24 protein-coding genes are annotated in these 20752 nt (G+C 45.3%); 11 read left to right on the top strand and 13 right to left on the bottom strand.

The window, feature by feature from the left end; translation table 11 throughout:
* Nucleotides 1-160: 160 nt before the first annotated feature.
* From M1K58_RS15625 to M1K58_RS15610, 4 genes are all read right to left on the bottom strand, one after another.
* Entirely contained in the window at nucleotides 161-2221 is a 2061-nt protein-coding gene (locus M1K58_RS15625; protein WP_256759789.1) for a peptidoglycan D,D-transpeptidase FtsI family protein, read from the bottom strand.
* 61 nt (nucleotides 2222-2282) lie between these two features.
* Nucleotides 2283-4289, bottom strand: coding sequence for a peptidoglycan D,D-transpeptidase FtsI family protein (locus M1K58_RS15620; protein ID WP_256759788.1), 2007 nt, complete (start codon nucleotides 4287-4289; stop codon nucleotides 2283-2285).
* Nucleotides 4286-5410, bottom strand: a complete 1125-nt coding sequence (locus tag M1K58_RS15615) for a transglutaminase domain-containing protein (protein WP_256759787.1) — start codon at nucleotides 5408-5410, stop codon at nucleotides 4286-4288. The genes M1K58_RS15620 and M1K58_RS15615 overlap by 4 nt, the downstream gene beginning before the upstream one ends.
* Before the next feature lie 26 nt (nucleotides 5411-5436).
* On the bottom strand, nucleotides 5437-5904 hold the full coding sequence (locus M1K58_RS15610) for a hypothetical protein (RefSeq protein ID WP_256759786.1): 468 nt from the start codon (nucleotides 5902-5904) through the stop codon (nucleotides 5437-5439).
* A 177-nt stretch (nucleotides 5905-6081) separates the two neighbouring features.
* On the opposite strand from M1K58_RS15610, the gene M1K58_RS15605 reads away from it, so the two are divergent.
* From M1K58_RS15605 to M1K58_RS15595, 3 genes are all read left to right on the top strand, one after another.
* Entirely contained in the window at nucleotides 6082-7293 is a 1212-nt protein-coding gene (locus tag M1K58_RS15605) for an MFS transporter (RefSeq protein WP_256759785.1), read from the top strand.
* Between the two features lie 222 nt (nucleotides 7294-7515).
* Nucleotides 7516-7605: a sporulation protein YjcZ gene (locus M1K58_RS15600; protein ID WP_256759784.1), complete on the top strand. Its 90-nt coding sequence runs from the start codon at nucleotides 7516-7518 to the stop codon at nucleotides 7603-7605.
* A gap of 140 nt (nucleotides 7606-7745) precedes the next feature.
* Nucleotides 7746-8096 (top strand): ribonuclease M5, encoded by a 351-nt coding sequence (locus M1K58_RS15595; RefSeq protein ID WP_256759783.1) that lies wholly within the window; start codon nucleotides 7746-7748, stop codon nucleotides 8094-8096.
* A 122-nt stretch (nucleotides 8097-8218) separates the two neighbouring features.
* Here M1K58_RS15595 and M1K58_RS15590 read toward each other — a convergent pair whose 3' ends face one another.
* Together M1K58_RS15590 and cyoE are read right to left on the bottom strand one after the other, a co-directional pair.
* Nucleotides 8219-8935 carry an SCO family protein gene (locus M1K58_RS15590; RefSeq protein ID WP_256759782.1) on the bottom strand — a complete coding sequence of 239 codons (717 nt, stop codon included), beginning with the start codon at nucleotides 8933-8935 and terminating at the stop codon, nucleotides 8219-8221.
* Between the two features lie 6 nt (nucleotides 8936-8941).
* Complete coding sequence (gene cyoE / locus M1K58_RS15585) at nucleotides 8942-9808, bottom strand: heme o synthase (protein ID WP_256759781.1); 867 nt, start codon at nucleotides 9806-9808, stop codon at nucleotides 8942-8944.
* A gap of 259 nt (nucleotides 9809-10067) precedes the next feature.
* Between cyoE and M1K58_RS15580 the strand changes: the two genes are divergently transcribed.
* Both M1K58_RS15580 and gerQ read left to right on the top strand, forming a co-directional pair.
* Complete coding sequence (locus M1K58_RS15580; protein WP_256759780.1) at nucleotides 10068-10490, top strand: cell wall hydrolase; 423 nt, start codon at nucleotides 10068-10070, stop codon at nucleotides 10488-10490.
* Between the two features lie 18 nt (nucleotides 10491-10508).
* Nucleotides 10509-10985 (top strand): spore coat protein GerQ, encoded by a 477-nt coding sequence (gene gerQ, locus M1K58_RS15575; RefSeq protein WP_372339167.1) that lies wholly within the window; start codon nucleotides 10509-10511, stop codon nucleotides 10983-10985.
* Here gerQ and M1K58_RS15570 read toward each other — a convergent pair.
* On the bottom strand, nucleotides 10969-11259 hold the full coding sequence (locus tag M1K58_RS15570; protein ID WP_256759779.1) for a hypothetical protein: 291 nt from the start codon (nucleotides 11257-11259) through the stop codon (nucleotides 10969-10971). The two genes, gerQ and M1K58_RS15570, sit on opposite strands and share 17 nt — an antisense overlap.
* A gap of 68 nt (nucleotides 11260-11327) precedes the next feature.
* Here M1K58_RS15570 and M1K58_RS15565 point away from each other — a divergent pair, with 68 nt between their 5' ends.
* The gene (locus tag M1K58_RS15565) at nucleotides 11328-12311 is read left to right on the top strand and encodes a metal-dependent hydrolase (protein WP_256759778.1); all 984 of its coding nucleotides are present in this window, start codon (nucleotides 11328-11330) and stop codon (nucleotides 12309-12311) included.
* Nucleotides 12312-12427: 116 nt separating this feature from the next.
* Here M1K58_RS15565 and M1K58_RS15560 read toward each other — a convergent pair whose 3' ends face one another.
* On the bottom strand, nucleotides 12428-12631 hold the full coding sequence (locus M1K58_RS15560) for an alpha/beta-type small acid-soluble spore protein (RefSeq protein ID WP_116062173.1): 204 nt from the start codon (nucleotides 12629-12631) through the stop codon (nucleotides 12428-12430).
* 89 nt (nucleotides 12632-12720) lie between these two features.
* Between M1K58_RS15560 and M1K58_RS15555 the strand changes: the two genes are divergently transcribed.
* Nucleotides 12721-12903: a hypothetical protein gene (locus M1K58_RS15555; RefSeq protein WP_256759777.1), complete on the top strand. Its 183-nt coding sequence runs from the start codon at nucleotides 12721-12723 to the stop codon at nucleotides 12901-12903.
* On the opposite strand, the gene trpS is transcribed toward M1K58_RS15555, so the two are convergent.
* Entirely contained in the window at nucleotides 12900-13901 is a 1002-nt protein-coding gene (gene trpS / locus M1K58_RS15550; protein WP_372339166.1) for a tryptophan--tRNA ligase, read from the bottom strand. The genes M1K58_RS15555 and trpS overlap by 4 nt on opposite strands.
* Nucleotides 13902-14309: 408 nt before the next feature.
* On the opposite strand from trpS, the gene M1K58_RS15545 reads away from it, so the two are divergent.
* From M1K58_RS15545 to M1K58_RS15535, 3 genes are all read left to right on the top strand, one after another.
* Nucleotides 14310-15371 carry a permease gene (locus M1K58_RS15545; RefSeq protein ID WP_256759775.1) on the top strand — a complete coding sequence of 354 codons (1062 nt, stop codon included), beginning with the start codon at nucleotides 14310-14312 and terminating at the stop codon, nucleotides 15369-15371.
* Nucleotides 15372-15386: 15 nt separating this feature from the next.
* Entirely contained in the window at nucleotides 15387-16391 is a 1005-nt protein-coding gene (locus M1K58_RS15540) for a TIGR03943 family putative permease subunit (RefSeq protein ID WP_256759774.1), read from the top strand.
* 99 nt (nucleotides 16392-16490) lie between these two features.
* Nucleotides 16491-16706 (top strand): alpha/beta-type small acid-soluble spore protein, encoded by a 216-nt coding sequence (locus M1K58_RS15535; RefSeq protein ID WP_256759773.1) that lies wholly within the window; start codon nucleotides 16491-16493, stop codon nucleotides 16704-16706.
* Nucleotides 16707-16789: 83 nt separating this feature from the next.
* Here the strand turns inward: M1K58_RS15535 and M1K58_RS15530 are convergent, their stop codons facing one another.
* Entirely contained in the window at nucleotides 16790-17188 is a 399-nt protein-coding gene (locus M1K58_RS15530) for an O-methyltransferase (RefSeq protein ID WP_306220531.1), read from the bottom strand.
* A gap of 177 nt (nucleotides 17189-17365) precedes the next feature.
* Complete coding sequence (locus tag M1K58_RS15525; protein ID WP_256759771.1) at nucleotides 17366-19153, bottom strand: M3 family oligoendopeptidase; 1788 nt, start codon at nucleotides 19151-19153, stop codon at nucleotides 17366-17368.
* 80 nt (nucleotides 19154-19233) lie between these two features.
* Between M1K58_RS15525 and M1K58_RS15520 the strand changes: the two genes are divergently transcribed.
* A complete protein-coding gene (locus M1K58_RS15520; protein WP_256759770.1) occupies nucleotides 19234-19473 on the top strand; it encodes a hypothetical protein in 240 nt (79 codons plus the stop codon).
* Between the two features lie 12 nt (nucleotides 19474-19485).
* Here the strand turns inward: M1K58_RS15520 and M1K58_RS15515 are convergent, their stop codons facing one another.
* Together M1K58_RS15515 and M1K58_RS15510 are read right to left on the bottom strand one after the other, a co-directional pair.
* On the bottom strand, nucleotides 19486-20187 hold the full coding sequence (locus M1K58_RS15515) for a DUF2225 domain-containing protein (protein ID WP_256759769.1): 702 nt from the start codon (nucleotides 20185-20187) through the stop codon (nucleotides 19486-19488).
* 26 nt (nucleotides 20188-20213) lie between these two features.
* On the bottom strand, nucleotides 20214-20597 hold the full coding sequence (locus M1K58_RS15510; RefSeq protein WP_256759768.1) for a globin domain-containing protein: 384 nt from the start codon (nucleotides 20595-20597) through the stop codon (nucleotides 20214-20216).
* Between the last annotated feature and the right edge of the window lie 155 nt (nucleotides 20598-20752).

Raw genomic sequence — 20752 nt, 5'->3', positions numbered from 1 at the left:
AAATTGCCTACAAACAATTATTTTGCTATAGAGACTAATATTTTACCTAAGGACTATTTATTTATAATACACAAAAATGTTTACCTAATGCAACATTTATCTCAAAAAAAAGCCGCTTAATTTTCTAGGCGGCATTTTCATAACGCTTATTTTATTGTTTTTATTGTTGATCACCAGCAACTGCATCATCGCCTGCAACAGGTTCAACAGGTTCAATTGGAGCTAGAGCCTTATTTGGTGTTCCTGTTAGACCTACCTTAGCATCGTAGGCATCGAAAATTTTCCGAGCAATCGGAGCCGCGCCCCAACCCCCATATCCGCCTTCAGGCACAACAATAGCTACAGCTAGTGTTGGGTTCTCAGCAGGCGCGTAGGCGATAAATACAGCATTCTCAACACGGCCACCCCCAACGTCTTGCTCCGAGGTTCCGGTTTTACGGTAAAAGTTGTACTTGAAGCCATCGAAGCCTTGCACCTTAACCTGAGACATTCCTGTTTCAACTGTTCTCCAGTAAGAATCCGGAAAAGTAATCGTATTAAGAACTTCTGATTGAAACGGTTGAACAAGATTCCCGTCTGTATCCTCAATTTTCTCTACGAACTGCGGTCTCATCCTATTCCCATGGCTCGCCAAAGTTGCAGCATATTGAGCAAGCTGTAAAGCAGAATATCGAGCTTGTTGTCCGAATGAAGCATAGATTAACGCGGACTGAGCACTCCCGTTTTTAATTTCTTTATAATAGTTAATGCTACCGCTTGATTCATTCAGCAGCCCACTTCCGGTCGTCACACCTAGACCGAATTGTTTCATATAATTATCCCACACATCCACGCCAGCCTTACCATCGCGCAAATAAAGCTCATTCCCTACCATCCCAGCCATGAAAGCATTAGACGACTTTGCAAGCGCCTCTGACGCTGTCAGTATTCCGTTAGCTTTACTGCTCGCATTGCGAACTTTTGTTTCATGCCCTTTGCTACCGAAAGCAAAATAGCCAGGATCGGAAAATCTTGATTGCGAAGTAATTAGCTTTTCGTTTAAGCCGAGAAGTATAGTCAATGGTTTTTGCGTTGATCCCAGATTGACAAGCGATGAAGGATGCTTCGACCGCTCTTTATCATCTTTGTAAGGGGGCTGTACATCTTTAATAGCTCCATTGCTCATGAAATATTTGATGTCTTCAAAATCCTCTGAGCTTATTCCACCTTGCCATAGCGAGGGATCATAGTCAGGCATGCTCGCCATAGAAACCACTTTACCAGTTTTCACTTCCATCGCAACCGCATAACCGGTTTTTGCATTCGGTGCACGTTCTTGCTTGTTCTGAGAAGTTCGAATTTTTTGGAGATGCTCAGTTATTGCATTCTGAGTCGCTAATTGAATATCTTTGTCAATGGTAAGGTAGATATTATCTCCCTTCACCGGCTTAGTAAGCTTCATAGGGCCAATAATCTCACTCCGATTATTAACGGGGTATTCCTTAATCCCATTTCGGCCTCTCAGCTCATCCTGGTACAAATACTCCAATCCATCAAACCCGACTTCTTCTTTTTTCAAATATTCCAGTGTCTTATCTGTTTGATCCGTATTGATGTCTTTGTATTTCTCAAGACTGGACGCCCCGCTCATCTTCTTCATGTATCCGATAAGCTGTACGGCTACTTTCTCCTCACTGTATTGACGAATACTCTCCTCAACAACCTCAATGCCAGGGTAATCATCTTTATGCTCTGAGAAATAAGCAATTTCTTCTTTCGTTAAGCCCGATTTAATTCGACGAGGTTGATAGGAATAATACACTTTCCCACCAAAATCCATATCTGCAAACACAGCCTCCGCTGTAAGCGGCTTAGGTGTTTTGAGTCCTAGCTTGTCAAATACTTCAACTAGCCTAGATGCAAGTGCCAATCCATCCTCTTTCGACAGCTTTGTATCCAGCGTATAGTATAGCGATTGTGTCGAGGTAGAGTACGCAAGAGGCTCCCCGTCTGAATCATAGATATTACCGCGGATAGGAGGGATCGCAACGGGTCTCGTTCCGATCGAGTGCTCTTGTGCCCGGAAGTTATCACCCTCAACGAATTGCAAATAGGCGAGCTTCACGATTAATATGGAAAATACGGCAAACGTAATAAAGAAAAAGACGTTGAGACGAAAGCTGAAATGTCTGCGATTTCTTAATTCCCGCTTCTGTTCCTCTTCAGTTCGGTTATTGCTCATTGGCTTAATGCTCCTTGCTGTAAATGCTCATCTGTATAGAATCTGCATGGTTTAATAAGCTTTATTGTTGATTACGCGGAGTTCCAGTCAAACCTATTTTAGCATCATAAGCGTCAAAGATCTTCCGTGCAATTGGCGCGGCTCCCCATCCCCCATAGCCTCCGTCTGGTACAACTACAGCGACTGCAAGCTTAGGAATCTTAGCTGGGGCATAGGCAATAAAGACGGCATTCTCTACCTTGAGGCGATTACCAACATCCTGCTGGGAAGTTCCGGTTTTACGAAGATAAGTATAATTAACACCTTCGAAGCCCTCAACTTTAACTTGCGCCATCCCCGCTTCAATCGCATTCCAATAAGCCTCAGGTATATCAACCGTATTTAATACTTCAGCTTGGAAAGGTTGCGTGACGTTGCCGTCGACGTCTCTGATCTCGTTAACAAACTGAGGCTTCATTCGCTTGCCATGGCTTGCGAGGGTAGCCGCATATTGGGCAAGCTGCAATGTTGTATATTTCGCTTGTTGCCCCCATGATGCCCGAATGAGTGCGGATTGTAGACCCTCACTCTTAGCGGACTTAAAGTAATCGAGAACACCAGCGGATTCATTCGGAAGCCCGCTTCCCGTCGTGACACCAAGACCAAACTGTTTCATATAACTGTCCCAGATATCTAATCCTTTATCATCTTTGAATTGTTTGAATAGCTGGTTACCGACCATTGCGGACATGAACGCATTAGACGATTTGGCGATTGCTCTTGTTGCGTTTAGATTCCCATTTGCTACACCGCTTGCGTTTCGGATTCTGACCTCGTGGCCTTCCCTTCCGAATTCAAAGTAGCCGATGTCTTTATAGATCGTATCTGTTGTGAACAATTTCTCATTCAAACCAAGAAGCACTGTCAATGGCTTCTGAGTCGACCCGAGATAGACCATTGATGAGGGGTGATTTTTCCGCTCATCTGGATTTTTATAAGGAGGATAAACCTGATTGATTGTTCCATTACCGACGAAAAAACCAATTTCATCCAGATCCTTCTGACTAATTCCACCTTGCCACACGCTAGGATCATAATCAGGCATACTCGCCATCGCAACTATTTTACCGGTATCGACTTCCATAGCAACAGCATATCCAGTCGTTGCTGGTGCTCTCTCATGCTTCAACGTTGAATCATGTATCTTCTTAATATGCTCCATGATCGCTTGCTGAGTAATCAATTGAATATCTCTATTGATCGTCAAATATAGATTTTCACCCTTAGTCGGCTTCGTCAGCTTCATTGGACCAATGATCTCGCCTAGGCTATTAATAGGATACTCTTTTACTCCATTAAGGCCCCTCAGCGCATCCTGATACAACAGCTCAAGTCCATCCACGCCTACCTCTTCGGTTGAAATGTACTTCAATTTATCGTCTGTCTTCTTCTGTTCGACGATGTCCTTGTATTTCTCGATCGCCGTTGAACCACTCAGCTTTTTCATATAACCAACTAATTGCACAGCGACCTGGTCTTGGCTATACTGCCGAATGCTCTCTTCGTCGATTTCGATTCCACTGAACTGCGGGCGATGCTCCGAAAAATAAGCGATTTCTTCTTTCGTTAAGCCCGACTTAATCCGGCGAGGTTGGAAAGACTTGTGTACTTTTCCGTCCAAATCCATAAAGTCAAAAACATCCTGAACCGTAAGTGGTTTAGCCGACTTATTCCCAAGCTTGTTGAAAACCTCAACTAGACTTGCGGCTAATTCCATTCCTTGTTCACTTTTCATTTTCATATCTAAATAATAATACAACGATTGCGTAGAAAGCGAATAAGCGATCGGATTTTCTGCCGAATCATAAATATCTCCGCGGATAGGGGGGATGGGGATTTTCCTTGTTCCATTTTTGTGCTCCTCAGCACGAAGAGAATCACCCATTACGAACTGCAAGTAAGATAACCGCACAATCAAGATGGAGAAAATAGCAAACGAAATAAAGAAAAAAACGTTGAGACGAAAGCTAAAATGTCTTCTGTTGCTTATTTCTCGCTTCTGGGTTTCCTCCGTGCGGCTATTGTTCACCCCACTAACCCTCCTTGCCGTATATGAGTATCGGTAAAGCCAGGAGAATCGAACCAATTCCCTGTTTTAGCCCAAGTCGAATCCAATGAAACCCATCGTCCTTGCTCCGATAAATAAACCTCATTCCAAGCATGAGCTCCATAACCACCACGCCCATCATAGCCAAGCCCTGTGATAACACGTACATCTAAATCGACGGCTCGAGCCATCGAGGCATACAGCCTTGAGTAATCGATACAGACTCCTCGACGTGTTGTAAACGTCTGTTCAGGATCCTGCTCCCACCAATCGTTCTCATCCTCATACGCCCGAACTTTATCATCGTCATACGTGATTCTACTTCCAACCCACTCATATAAGGCTCGTGCTTTCTCTTCATCACCTGTCTTATTTGCAGTGACAGAAATTGCAGCTTGTACGATGTCTTTAGGCAATTCAGCGTCAATCACGTCGTAACGCTTCTGCCATAGCTGATCTAGCTCGCTCGACATCGCTTGAGCGAAGACAGGAAGCTGATCTTCAATCAAATTACCCGTTGCTGGCCGGATGACTTCCGTTGCTACCTCACGATATAAACTGGATTGTTGAATATAATCCGTCAGGGGTCCTTGTGGAAACAATGCGCAATAAGCGAACAATACTGCCGTAAACAGCAATGCCCTTCCAGCACCCAGCGCTGTACCGATAACACCGCCTACGGTTCGACTAACCGCACCACCAGAAGGCACGATAGAGAACGGAAAGGAAACGACAGAAGCAAATATACGTGTTACTAGCCCCGTAAGAAGCCGAAACACAATATGGAACACCAAAAACAAAGCTGCAAATCTTAGTAATGGTAAATCACGTAAGCCCGTAAGCACCGTATAGCCAAATTGAGCAAAAAAAGACGCATCCGGGCTCGGTCGCTCTAAGCTTTGATCGATTAACCAGTTCTGCAAATGTGGAGACATCGAGGTAGCAGCCAGGGCGGCTACAACGACAGCAATAATAGCAACAACCGCGCTCACTAGAAAAAATAGAAGTTGCTTAACAGAACCTGAAGCCCCTCGTCTAGCGCCTTGGAGTAAAGAAAATAAGACGACGATCAACAAAATCCAGGTGACTAGGTTAGCATCCACAACTGACCCTTGACCACTCATTGAAGCTATTTAGCCGAAGCTCGTGCTTGCTTAACGAAGTCACGGACAGCGCCTTCCATTTTCCATGTACCGAGGGATTGATCCTTGAACTTAACAGATACTTCCCCTGAATTCGGGACACCCGACAGCTCGAAGTTTTTCGATTTGATTGAGTAGGAGCCATCCGCGTTATCGATATAGGTTGCTTCACTCGCTTCGCCAGCCATCGATTTAATCGCTTGCTCCTTAAGCTCAGTAGAGACCTTATCCCCAATTGCACCAATTTCCTCAGAAACCTTAGTGCCGGCTTCCTTTAGTTCATCTACGCTTATTCCTCCGTAAGTGACGATCCCAAGGATGATAACCAATACTAATACCCATTTCATCACGGTTTTGACCAATTTCATAATGAGAAATATTGCCACAATGGCAATCGCGATAACCATCCAATTATCCTGCGCAAATTGAATCCAAGCATCTGAATCGAAACTCATTTACTCTCCCCCTATTTAACTGTTCACTTTAACCTCACATTATTCCCATTATACCGTAACGCCATACGCTCCGTAAACGACCGTCATATATGCGGCTAAAGGCACGTACAAGTAGGATAAGCCATTTATTCGGACAAGTGGTAATAACATCCCCCCAATATGAGGAGGTAGCGGACATTGAAAACCGCCATCTGGCTTTATTTATTTTTATTTGTCGCATTTTTTGATTTACACGCACAATACCCGATGCTCACACCGTTCGCGGTCTCTCTCGGAGCCGCCCCTTCGTTCATTGGGCTTGTTATGGGAATGTACTCCCTAACCCATCTTCCTGGAAATCTCATCGCCGGGATCGTCGTAGACCGCTTCGGCAGTAAGCTATTCATTTCCTTCAGCTTGGTCGGTGCTGGCATTCTGCTGCTGTTCCAAGCACGCGTAACAGACCCTTGGCAGCTGCTGTATGTTCGCTCCATAAGCGGCTTCGTCTTAGCTTTTCTATCTCCAGCCTGTATGTCATTACTCGCCAGACTTGCGAAGGATCATATTCAGCAAGGTAAGCTAATGGCTGGTAATGGCCTAGTGCATACGATCGCGTCCGTTGTCTCTCCGGCAGCAGGAGCTTATTTAGCCGCAACGATAGGCTTTAGTCAATCCTTTACGATCCTAGGATGGACTCTTCTTTTCACGGGTATCTTATCTCTCTGGTTTGTGAAGGAGCCTATCCGAACTCCGGAGGAAGTCGCTGCAGCTTTGAAGAAATCCACTGCCCCTGTATCTGAGCTTAAGGAAAATCCAATGACGAATACGCAAGAGGGATCGAAGACTAGCTTTCCTTGGTCCATCTTCGCTCTCCCCATTGGATTAGCATGTGCTCAAGGGATATTGTCGTTTGAATTACCCCTACGCGGCATGGACAGTGCAACCATAATGGACACAGGAATTTTATTCTCTGTCGTGAGCCTCGGTGCCCTTGTCACACTCAGCATGCTGTTTCTAAACCGTTATTTACCGTACGCTCGCACAGTCGTAAGCTTGTTGTTAATTGCCTTCTGTTATTATGGCTTAGCTTCCGACTGGCCTGTTTCTATGTTAGTTCTATTGTTCATCCTTGGGATTGGAAAAGGAGTTGTCTTCCCTGCGATGACCTCATTCCTTCTGCAATTAAGCGGCCCTTCTCGATATGGACGAACCTTCTCCATTTTATCCATCTCATTATCCATTGGTTCATTCCTCGGGCCGGTTGCAGCTGGGGCAGTTCGAGATCATTTCTCGCCTTATTTCCTGTCCTTTCTCTCTCTAATGATCGCATTGGTGTTTTTATTCCCACGTCCATCCTTCCATGAAAACTGGAACACGAACGCTTCAATCCCCCCTGCTACAGGGAGCTGATGAGCAAGTTGGGAGAATAACGGGTGTAGCGAGGTATCAAAGAGATCTGCGAGAGATCAATGTGATCAAGGAGCGATCAATTCACTCAATTATCATTCATCTGGGTATTCGCACACTCAAGGGCGATAATCTGGGCATATCATGCACTATGGCCTATGCCTATAGCTGATTCGTGTGAAGTGAGCGGATGTTTAATCAGATGACTCAAGAGGAGTGAAGATCATGTCCCAATCCCTAAATGGGTTCGGAACGACTACTACCATTGTACTCGTCATATTTATTTTACTTGTTATTGTATTGCGCGCATATTAATCCCACGCCACCCAATGAAGGGCTGCTTTGTACTTCTCTGCCGCCCTTCGATTGTTGTCTGCTATAAATTCGGACAAGCCATGTTACAATATTCGAATATAGACTATCACATCATTCCGTCACGATGCGGGGGGATTGCCATGCATGCAGTAATAATCGTCGAAGGTAAAAATGATAAAAGCCGTCTCTCTCGTGTACTCTCCCCTGAAATACCGATTCACTGCACATTCGGGACTCTGAATACGAATCGGATAGAGGCACTGCGTAAGATGGTCGGTGACCGCCACGTCTTCTTGTTTACCGATCCTGATTCATCCGGTCGGCGGATTAGAGGTGTACTTCGCGATGTTTTCCCAGACGCTGATCATATTTACACTCGCCGGGGCTATAGTGGGGTTGAAGGGACACCTGAGGAATACCTCATTCAGCAGTTGGAAAAGGCAGGGCTTGAGTCATACATCATATATCCTGACCCAAATGCTCCTTGGTGAGGTGACACCGAGCTCTAGCCCACCAAAGCAGCCCATTCCCAAAGATCCACATAAAAGCAAAAAAACTACCTCCAATGATCTATACAGACCGTCGGAAGTAGCTCTCCTAAATTAATAAATAATTACAATACACTTTTGATAATTTTGGCCATATCGCTTGGGCTTAAATTATTTTCGCCCTCTAATATATAATCATTGGCAGAAATCCATTCGCGAACCTGTCCATCCTTGTCCAGCAATACGATCAGGTTCATATGCCCGAAGTTGCCGTCTTTATCTTTATTCACAAGAATACCGTATTCCTTCGCTAACTCAGCCGTTTTCTGCTCGTCCCCGCGGAGAAACTTCCAACCCTTCGGATCAGCACCAAACCGATCTGAATATTCCTTCAGAACCTCTGTCGTATCGTGTGTAGGATCAATTGTGACGGACAAAAACTCAACTTTATCCCCGAACACTTCATCTTCAATCAATTCATCCTGTACTTGCGACATCAACGCTGTTGTTGGTGGACATACGTCCGGACAGTTAGCGAAGAAGAAATACAGAAGACGAGCTTTGCCATTCGTGTTACTCAATGTAACCGTATTGCCGTCCGTATCCGGATAAGAAAACTCAACGCCCGCTTGTTTAACACTGAGCTCTTCACCCTTATTACCATTTTGCTGATCTATGATGAAATAGCCTAAAACGATACACAAAGCAAGCATGATTAAAGAGAACCCATAGCGTTTCAACCAAGGTCGTTGCGGGGTTGCCGTCACGTCCGCTGAAATCGAGTTCGTGTTATCGACTGATTGTTCTTGAACCTTCGATTGCTCATCTTTATTTTGATCCATTTCGAATTACACCCCGTTCGTATCCAATATCATAGCTAAAAACATAATCATTAAATAGTTAATCGATATCATAAAATCAGCTTTCGCCCATTTCGTATCATCCTTGGCGCGCAAACCGGATACCGCATGGATAAACCATATCGCAGCTATCCCAACGGATAACGTAAGGAAATAAACACCTACGTAATCATAGTAGAACATCAAGATGGATGTCGGAATAAGCAACAAAATATACGGTAGCATCTGCCATTTCGTACGAGTCACACCTTTAACAACAGGCAATAATGGGAATCCCGCTGCCTTGTACTCTTCCTTACGTCTAATGGCAAGCGACCAGAAGTGAGCAGGCTGCCATAAGAATAGCAAGGCGAATAAAATCCAAGCCCCAGCATCAATTTCATTCGTAACCGCTACATAACCGATGACAGGTGGCATTGCACCAGACACTCCACCAATCGAGGTGCTCCATGTAGAGCTCCGTTTAAGCCACATCGTATAGATCACGTCATAGACGAACATCCCCAACAGACCTAGCCAACCCGCTCTTACGTTCACCAAAGTGAACAAAATGGCTAACCCCGCTACCCCAAGAATGATCGCGTATCCTAATACGAATCGAGAGGACATTCTGTTCTGAGGAAGTACACGATTGCGAGTCCGCTCCATTTTCAAATCGAGCTCACGATCATAGTAATTATTAAAAACACAGGCGGAGGCCATAGTTAGCGTAGATCCAAGAAGCATCCAAAGCAAAGGCCAGCTAAAAATAACCCCCCACTCCCACTTGGATGCGACCCAATAGCCGCCGAATGCTGCAAATAAATTCAACCTAATAATTCCTGGCTTAGTTAAAGCCACAAGATCTTTAAGCACTGGAGCCCTCCTTTCTACAAGCAAAAAACTTATCCTGATGTTTGTTCAATGATACCCCATATGTTCAAGTATTGACAACGTTCGCCCCTCTGAGTTCATCAAATCGCCACTACCTGTGAAGAAGATGCAAACAATTACACAAAAATCATTCCACTCTATAGTCACACATTGCAGACCGCCTAAATACACTGTATTGCGACAATCGCCTAATGCCAAAGGGAAACACATGGGCGACTTGACAAGGAAGGTGGCATGCAAATTGGCCGTCATCAAGACTAACAGCGAGAATACGAGAATGTTAGCCCGCCTCATGCGCGCCGAAGCCGAAGGTGAGGGCGAGTTAGGTATGCTCATGGTCGGTAATGTTGGCGTGAATAGAGTCAAAGGCAATTGTATGGATTTCAAGAATATTCGCTCAATCCCCGACATGGTTTACCAATCTCCAGGCGGATTCGAGGCTGTTCAGAAACCCTACTTTTACCAAAAGGCTCGAGAGAGGGACGTTAGACTTGCCGAACGAGTCATTAATGGCGAACACCAGCATCCCGCATCTAATGCTTTATGGTTTTTCCGTCCTGCCGGAGGCTGCCCTGGTACTTGGTATGACCAAGCAAACACTGGAAGATACAAGGCACACTGTTTCTTTGCCCCGACAGTTGCAGATTGTCCATCCGTTTATTAATTTAGAGGAGGATTTACAATGTTAAACAATAATAAAATGCCTTGGCCAACTTATCCGCAAGCTCAAGCTCAAAATACAATGATGCCGATGAGCATGCCTAGTAACCAAATGGTACCTATGAATGTGGCTGGTACCCAAATGATGCCTAATATGATGATGCAGTCGACCGTACCTCCACAGATTCCTGCTGGTATCCCGATGACTCCAAACGGAATGACATTTCCTGCTCCGGTTCAAGAAGAATCCTATGTAGAAAATATCCTTCGAATGAATCTAGGCAAAGTAGCCACATTGTACATGACTTATGAAAACAACTCCGAATGGAATGCCAAAATATTCAAAGGCGTATTAGAGGCAGCTGGTCGCGACCATATTATTATTAGCGATCCTGTCACTGGCAAACGTTACTTGCTGCTTACATTGAACTTGGATTATATTACCTTCGATGAGCCAATCAATTACACACTTCCATTCGGCTCTATGCCGACTCGTTAATCTCAAGCGGTCTGAAGGTCCAGATTCTGAGGCCTTCTCGTCCCCCTTTGACCCATTGCTCCATCTCACCCCATGAACGTCCCTCGCGGCGTTCTTTTTCTTTTTCAGCTGCCTCTTCCACAGTCGCAGCAGACTGGATTTCTACATATACCCCAGGCTGAGCTGTGTTTTCGCAAATTTTGATGCCCCGCCATTGCTCTGGAAAAGAATGTACCCATGCCGTAAATGCTTCTTGGTGAATTTCAGGTATGACATATTCGCAAAAGAGGATCAAGCTTTATCATCCTTTCCTTCATACTTTTTCGTTAAGGCGTCCATACTGAAACAAAGGGGGCTGAGCTCATGGACTCCGGCACGCATCTCGTGTTCGGCTTGGGATTAGGTGGACTTGCCATGCTGGATCCCACAATCACTTCACACACCTATGGTCCACTTGCCATTCTGATTGGCACAATTGCAGGATCAAACGCACCAGATTTAGATGGTTTACTGAGATTCAAAAGCAATGCCGATTATATCAAAAATCACCGTGGTTTGTCCCACTCCTTCCCAGCTATTATTGGTTGGGCAGCGCTTATTACGACAATCGTGTCCTTGATCTTCCGAAGCATTCCATGGTGGCATATCGGATTCTGGGTTTTACTTGCCGTTGTTGTACATGTGTTGTCGGATTTGTTTAATTCTTATGGTACACAAGCCTTTCGACCCATTAGCAGGAAGTGGATCGCGTGGAATATCATTCATATCTTCGATCCCTTTATTTTTTCCACACATCTGCTCGCCATTTTATTATGGGTGACCGGGATTGCAGCTCCGCAGGCTATCTTCCCGACACTCTATATCCTGTTGGGCGTCTATTACTGTTGGCGGACACTCGTTCATCACCGGTTATTACGGAAAATGCCACAAAAGGATCCCGACTATCAAGCTGGAGACACCTATTCGTTACTTCCTACCGTATCGCTATATCGCTGGAATCTAGTTAGGATTTCCAAGGATTGCACCTATGGGATCGGAGAATGGGATCACGGACGAATGAAATGGCTCGATGTATTAAAATGTGACGAGCACCCCGCGATTGAAGCTTCCAAGCAGCATCCCGATGTGCAGGCATTCTTAAGTGTCACCCCATTCCCATGCGGTCACATTAAGCCACAGACTTGGGGCTATGAGGTCCGTTGGGTCGATGTCCGCTATCGTTATCGTAAGCAATTCCCTTTCGTCGCCGTCGTTTTGATGGATTTAAACCTCGTTCCCCTAACGTCCTATGTCGGATGGTTAAGTGATGAACGGCTGGAAAAAAGACTCCATATGAATACTTACTAAATCGCAGCGGGAAGCCTTCATCATGAGGTTTCCCGCTTGACGTTTGCCCCCTATAAGCGCACAATATGAAAAGCCCGAGGGCTTTCCTCGGGCTTTCGGTGCTGGACTATTCGTCCTTAGCGACCGGAAAGTTGTTGTTCAGCCATTTGCACAAGTTTCTTGGTGATATAACCACCGAGTGAACCAGCATCGCGAGATGTTACGTTACCGTAATATCCATCCGCAGGAATTTGAACTCCTAGAGATTGAGCTGCTTCCATCTTCATACTTTGCAGTGCTGCTTTCGCTTGCGGTACTACTAGTTGGTTACTTGATGCCATGATTAAAATCTCCCTTCGACTAGATGATTGGTTTGCAAGCTTGCCAACTTAGTATGCTAGAAATGAAGGAAAATATGCGAGGTGAAATAATGAGTAAATCTTTGTCGCTTTTGTTTGCTGTTGTTTCTATTGTACTCTTGCTCGCTACCGCTTTCTCCTTAAGTAACAACGGTTGGCTAGCGCTCTTGTTCGCAACCTTAAGTCTCTGTATGACAGGTTTCGGATTCGTAGTTAAAGCAAAGCTGCGAAAAAAAAATTCTAAAAATCCTTAATGCCCACCACGCGGCAAGAAACCCATAGCTTCCTTAACCTCGCGTAGAGTGACTTCCGCTACTGTGTTAGCACGCTCCGCACCTTCGCGTAATATGTGATGAATTTCTCCTGAAGCCCGAATATCCTTGTATTTACTTTGCAAGGGTTCAAGTGCTTGCACGACGACTTCAGCGAGATCCTTCTTAAATGCCCCATAACCTTGACCCTCATAGGTAGCTTGAATTTGCTCAAGCGTTTGACCAGAGCACTGTGCGTAAATCGTCATGAGATTACTAACTTCCGGCTTATTCTGAACATCGAATAGGACATCCCGACCCAAGTCCGTCTTGGCTCGGGATATTTTTTTGCGAATTTCATCTGGCGTATCTAGAAGGGTAATAAAGCTACCAGCGTTAGGGCTACTCTTGCTCATCTTCTTGGAAGCATCGTCCAGGGACATAATCCGTGCACCTACTTTAGGAATGAACGGTTCAGGAACGACCAATGTCTCTCCGTAACGGTGGTTAAATCGCCCTGCCAAATCCCGAGTAAGCTCTAAATGCTGTTTCTGATCATCACCTACTGGAACAAGATGAGATCTATAGAGAAGAATATCTGCAGCCATTAACGATGGATACACGAACAGACCTGCACCGACCGCTTCCTTACCTTCTGATTTATCTTTGAACTGAGTCATACGTTCCAACTCGCCCATATACGTCATAGTCGTTAATAACCAGCCGAGCTCCGCATGTGCCGGGACGTGAGATTGCATAAAGATAGAGGCTTGCGTAGGATCAAGACCGGCAGCTACGAATAGCGCCGCTACTGCTTCACTTTGCTCACGAAGGGCGGCAGGATCCTGTGGCACCGTTATGGCATGCAAATCAACAATCATATAGAAGCAATCATGTTCATGCTGCAAAGCCACGAAGTTTTTCATAGCACCAATATAATTGCCTAATGTAAGCTTGCCACTAGGCTGAATACCTGATAATACGCGTTGGCGTGTAGTCATAGTCATCGAACTCCCTTATTTCTATTTTTGAAAACAAAAAAAGCCCTCCTCCGCAAGGGACGAGAAAGCCGTGGTACCACCCTAATTCGTATCACAACCCATTAACCACCTGTGTCGCAATACCTTCAGTTCCATTAACGGGGAACAATCGGAGAACATAGGACGCGATCACAGCTGGGGTTTAACCCACTCCGCTAGCCCGTCGTTTCGCTCTCAGCTCCAAGACCCATTCCGCAAGGCAAGCGTACCGGCTTCCAGCAATCACCGGCTCTCTGGGAGCGCTCCATCCAAGCGTACTTGTTCTCTTCAACGCCGAATATACTTTAGTTGTTACTCATTATACCCCTCATAAGTGCATTGTCAACCTATTAGGGATAGGAACTTATATATCGATAAGGAAGTGATACAGTGCCTAATGTACTCATGCGAATGGCAACCGTAGCTGCTACTATCTGCTGCGCAGCACTTATAATCTTGATTTTCTTTGGAAGGGACTTGTCACAGTGGAGCTTCGATGCCGGAGAGCTACAAAACTTCAAAATCGTATTTCTCAGCATCATACTCGAAGCGTTACCCTTCCTCCTTGTCGGAGTGTTCATTTCAGCGCTTCTGCAATCTTTCGTATCGGACAAACTTATTCAAAAGCTAACACCTCGCAATCCGATTGCAGGAGTGTTGTTCGGTAGCTTACTTGGCATTATTTTACCCCTCTGTGAATGTGGCATGATCCCCATCGTTCGGAGACTCATCCGTAAAGGGCTGCCAGCTTACATAGGAATCATCTATATCGTTGCGGGACCCATTATTAATCCTGTTGTTTTTGGAGCAACCATGGCCGCTTTTCGGACAAACAGAGACCTGGCTTACTCGCGGTTCTATTTAGCTTTCTTGGTGTCGGTCACTATTGGACTCATCTTGTACTATTTTATGAAACAGAATCCCTTAAAGGCTGAGCGACATGAACACACGCATAATCACAGCGTTGCTCATACCCATGACCATACTCACAGCCACGAGCATCATCACCACGAACATCCACCACAGGGTAAAGGTAGCCTCATCAAGAAGCTTGCCGACACCCCCGCACATGCCGCCGAAGAATTTTTCGATATGGGTAAATATTTAATTCTAGGTTCATTGATCACCGCGCTTATGCAAACTTTAGTTACCCGCGCGTCCTTCGCAGCAGTTGCAGATCAAGAACTCATGTCCCATCTCTTCATGATGGGCTTCGCCTATGCTCTCTCGCTATGCTCTACCTCTGACGCATTTGTAGCCTCATCCTTCAGCAATATGTTTCCCCCAGCAGCACTTCTGTCCTTCCTCGTATTCGGGCCAATGCTCGATTTGAAGAACACATTAATGATGCTAGCTGTTTTCCGCAAAAAGTTCGTTCTGAAGTTTAGTTTATTAATCGCGATACTCGTATTAGCCGGTTCCATTTTGTTCGATCATCTGGGCTTCGTATAAGGGAGGGATATCATTATGCATAAGAGCTCAGCCGCTTTGGCACTCCATTATCTAGTTAGAGCTTTAATCCTTGCCGGTTTTGCGTTCTTCATCGTTCATCTTGTCCGTTCTGGCAATCTTAATCTCTATATTGCAAATCGGATGCAAGTCATCGTCAAGCTTGCCGCCCTAGGATTATATGCAATTGCAGCACAGCAATTCTATGCCGCTATACGAACGTGGCTTGATAAGAATGCTCATGATTTTTCATGCGATTGTAACCATGAGATGCCAGCAACTTGGGGGAAAAGCATTCTCTTGTACAGTTGGTTTGCCTTTCCATTAATTATCGGATTCATATTGCCCAATGGACCGCTTGGAAGTAGCTTAGCAACCGCCAAAGGTGTTCAGTTCGCCCCTCAGCAGCTCGTCAACCCATCCGCTGATCTTTCTGTATCCATTCACTCTTATCCCCTAGAAAGCGAGCAGTTGACCATTACAGAGCAATCCTCAGAAGATACAAGCCCGCTTATTCAATTCGATGATATTGATATTGAACCTAAGGATACTGTCGAACCTTTACATTCTGCTGCGGCACTAGATCGCATGTTTCCTTCAGATGAATTTACAGAAAGCTATGCCCATTTCGGTAAGCAACTCATTAAGCAAAATCTTATTCAAGTAACCGATAAGCAATATATTGAAGCCTTGACGACAATTGATTTGTATCGAAATGCATTCCTCGGGAAAACCATTGAGCTAAGTGGGTTTGTCTATCGTGAAGAGGGGATGGAGCGTAATCGATTCGGAGTGAGCCGTTTTGCAGTTTCATGCTGCTCCGCAGATGCTTCCCCCTTCGGCGTCATGGTGAAATTCAATAAAGCCTATCTCCTCGCAACCGATGAATGGGTAACCGTTACAGGGAAGCTTGGTACGACCTCCTATCATGGCCAAGAGATTATCCAGCTCGATGTCAGTAAAGTCGTTAAGATCGCTCCACCTGACGAGCCCTATGTGACTCCAGACCTTGATTTCGGTTAAGAAAAAACAAAATATCCAAAATTAATAATGGAAACGTTCCCTTGAAATGCATAGTGCTCCCAATAAAGTCCATACTACGTGAAAAGGAGGTGAGCGATAGTGGCTTCACGTCGAAATTCCCTCGTCGTTCCTCAAGCTGCACAAGCATTGGAACAATTGAAATATGAAGTTGCCCAGGAGTTAGGTATTCAGCTTCCGCAAGATGGTTATTACGGCAATATGTTAACTCGTGAAACCGGCTCCATCGGAGGACAAATTACCCGCCGTCTCATTCAAATGGGAGAACAGCAGCTCATTGGCCGCTCCGGTCGATAAACTTTTTAACCTCCATAAATACTTACTCACAGAAAAATCCGACATTCTCCTTAGAGGATGCCGGATTTGATTATGTAAGACCATTATTCGTTAGAAGCTTCTCTGCGATCTCGATTTTTCGGAGAATATCGAAACAATACATTTGCCATATTGTAGTTCGACTCGAATAGCACGCTCACGTACACTTGCCCCTGCTTCAATCCAAAATCGTAAGAGATTTCTCCATGCGTCCATCCACTCTTATGTTTAAGTGCTTCGATAGCCAGCCGTCTTAGATTTAATACCTGTGAGGGTGACATCCCTGAAGTGCCCTGCTCTTGAGTTCCACAATCCACTGGGAGATGGCGAATACCGAATCTGCCGACCGCATCGTCACGAATTTGCAATACAATTGTGCCCGCGCTCAATCCTTTTAATTCTCCACTCAGTTTCTCTAATGCAACATCCACTTGACGAGCTAAAGACATACGCTCCAAAGTCATCATTCTCCTCCTTTGTATTTTTCAATTATTTAATAGGTCTTACCTATCACGACTTAGGACTCATTGTAACTGAATTTTTAGAAAATTTCAATCATTTTGTCTATTTCTGGTTTATTATGCAACAAAAAACAACCTTCACCTTTTGTCTTAGGGTGAAGGTTGTCGAAATGGCTCTGACTATGACTTACACAATTGTTCGAATGATTCTACATCCTTCACAACTCTTGCTACAGCATCTCTCCAGAATTGCTCCTGATCCAATGCAACACCAAGATGACTTGAGGCTAGCTGTTCTACAGACATAACTCCTGTATCACGAAGCAATTGGTCATAACGAGTGCTGAATGAATCGCCTTCTCGCTCCGCTACGGCAACTAGTCCGGTGCTAAATAAGTAACCGAACGTATACGGGAAATTATAGAAAGGTACATCCGTAATATAGAAGTGCAGCTTCGATGCCCAGAAGTGGGGATGCCAGCTTCCTAGTGCATTTCCGAATGCTTCTTTCTGTGCCTCCACCATCAGCTCGATCAATTCGGACGCTTCCAGCATCCCAGAAGCGCGACGCGCATAGAAACGAGTCTCAAAAAGAAACCGTGCACGAATGTTCATACAAAAAGCGACAGCACGTTGTAAGCGATCATCCAGCAACGCTAGTTTTTCTTCCTTGCTTTGTGCTCTTCGCAGCAACGCATCACTCACAAGTGCTTCAGCGAATGTCGAGGCAGTCTCCGCAACATTCATCGCATAATCTTGGGCCAATGGGGGAAGATCCTCAACCAGTTGACCGTGATAAGCATGACCAAGCTCATGCGCTAATGTTGATACATTTCCCGGAGTTCCCGAATAGGTCATGAAGATTCTACTCTGGCGACTTAGCGGAAGGCTTGTACAGAAGCCTCCTGGCCTTTTGCCAGCGCGATCCTCTGCTTCAATCCAATGATCCGCGAATGCGGTCTGAGCAAGCTTGGCCATATTCGGTGAAAACTGTTGAAAAGCATCCGTAATAATTTGAGCAGCTTCATCGTATGGGATTTTCGCTTGATTAGTCGCTAGCGGAGCATCCACATCCTGCCAAGATAATTTCTCTTTTCCTAAGCGACTAGCTTTCAGCTCCAAATAACGCTTCAACGGTTCAATGCTCTCTTCCACTGCAGTCCACATCGCATCTAACGTCTCACGGCTCATACGATTAATCCGAAGAGGTTCTCTTAGTGGATCATCCCAGCCTCTCATCCCGTATAGCTTAAGGCGAAAGCCTGCTAGCCTATTTAATACATCGGCGCTCAAATCAGCTTGACTGGCCCAAGCTTCTTCCCACTTCGTAGCCATTAAATCCCTAACAGCGGGATCGGGATCATCTAGTTTATTAGCCGCTTGGCCCACTGAAAGCTGAACCGAAGCCCCATTTCCCTCCCAAGGGATAGAAATCCGTCCAACAATCGTATTATAATGCTCTCCCCACCCATGATAACCATTTATAGCAAGCTCACTTGCCACAGCTTCTAATGCAGGTGGGAGCTTATCCTTGGCTGAATCCCGTCGTTCATTAAGTGAGAATAGGATCGGTTTCGTGTCTGACTGTTCAAGCCATGCTTGCCAAAGCGGCTCCGGTACTGAAGCTAACTTAGCATCATACAAATCCAGCGCCTGCTTCGAGCGCGCGCTAAGCGTCTGAATCCGCTCTGTCCAAGCAACGGCACGCTTATCGCTCATATCCTGAGAAGTTAAGCAGGACACAAAGGCATCCGCCTCCCTCAGTCGGGATAGCACATTCTGAAGCTGCTCTGTCCATGCGGCTAGTTGTTCATTATCCGGCACAGTGTCATCACTCTGCTGTAGCTCCTGCAACAAAGACCCGCAAAGCGCTTCAGCCTCCTCAACGAACACCGCATATTGTGTGGAGGAAGAGCCACCGGGAAATAGGGACTCTAGGTTCCACTTTAAAGATAACCCCTCGTTCATTTCTTGATTCCTCCGTTCGTTTCCATTGCACTTCGTTCTTCCCCTGTTGTATGTTTATATACGTATAAGGGGGCTTGATCATGATTCCACTACGTAACTGCTTGCCATACGATATCATCATGAATGATGTATTTGTACAAGAGTGTCCATTCTGCAAACGTTCTAACGTTCTTATTCCATTAAAGCCTAATGACATTAAGGATATGTATGGGGGCGCTCGTAAGATTATGCTCGTATTCCCTTGCTGCCATGGTAGCCTTCGGCTTATCGATGCAGATCAGGATTACTTATTAGCAAACCGCCCAATTCGTGGAAAATAAGCGACAGGTCGCTTAACTACTGCTTTCAAGCATTTCCTCAGGCAGTTGTTCCCCGCGGCCTGTCATTTCTTCACGCATATATTGCCATTGCTCACGTGCTGCGCGGATCATCGAGGCATCGACAATTTTTTTGTCATTGATGACCCGGCTAAACCATCTCACCGCTTCATTTTTTTCTCCCAATCGTCTGTTAAGCTCGCCGATCAAATACATCAGCCTTGCGTTACTAACGGAATCCCGCTCCGTTTCATATACCCTGATATAGGCATCTAAAGCAAACTTAATAAATCGGTCCTCTTGCTGTTGCTTACCCTCATACCGATTCAACCATGCGATATGATGTAACAACGCTGCAATAACCCGATCCTTCTCCCCAACAGCTTGAGCGGTAAGTAACGATAACTTATAGCATTCCATCGCCTCGGCCGCCGAACGCTCCATTCCGTAATCGCGATATTGCCAGTGACTCCCGATCTTCTCGTAATAAGCCGCTCTTTGTTTGTCATTAATATGTTCGGCAAAATTTTCCGTCGTCGAAAAACCACACATAGGACAAACTCTAACCACGTAAAAATCGGGATTAATGACTTTATAGTAGGAGCAAAAATCCGTATCGGATTTCATGGCCTTCTTCAAGCTTGGCCGCACTCGTGAGGTGTTAAAGCTTTCCTCGCAACAAATACATTTTATCGTAATTTGAAATAGCGGTTCCACGATATTACCCCCATTATATGGCTTGATCAGTCTGATTCTGTATTGACAAAATGATTAGCCGGACCGGACAATTTCTTGATCGTTACCTCTTGGAGTACTTCCGGGATAGAGGTTTCAGCAAGCGCAGCTGCCATACACGCGAGCCATGCCTCAGCTCTTTCAGGTGTGATCGGAAACGGCATATGGCGCCCCCGCATCATGGGATGCCCATATTCATCAGAATACAAGGAAGGCCCGCCAAAAAATTGAGTTAAAAATAAATATTGCTTTTCCAAGACAGGATTAATGTCCTCAGGAAACAGCGGAGCTAATAGTGGATGCAATTGCACCTTGGAGTAAAATCTTGTAACGATGTCGCGTATCGCGTCAGCGCCCCCTAGCGCTTCGTAATGTGAGGCGTAGCTAGACATTTGTTCCTCCTATTTATGAGACCACAGGTTGTCGACCGTTCCCATGCATCAGTAATGAAATATAGACTTATTGTCCTACCCATCCAAGTCCATAATGCAAGGTCTATTATACCATAAAGGAACAGCCAACCTCTCCTACAAACACAAAAATCGCC

The organism is Cohnella sp. WQ 127256 (assembly GCF_024519285.1).
Taxonomy (GTDB): Bacteria; Bacillota; Bacilli; order Paenibacillales; family Paenibacillaceae; genus Cohnella.
The sequence above is the reverse complement of the archived record's forward strand: the minus strand, read 5'-3'. Positions and strand labels throughout refer to the sequence as shown.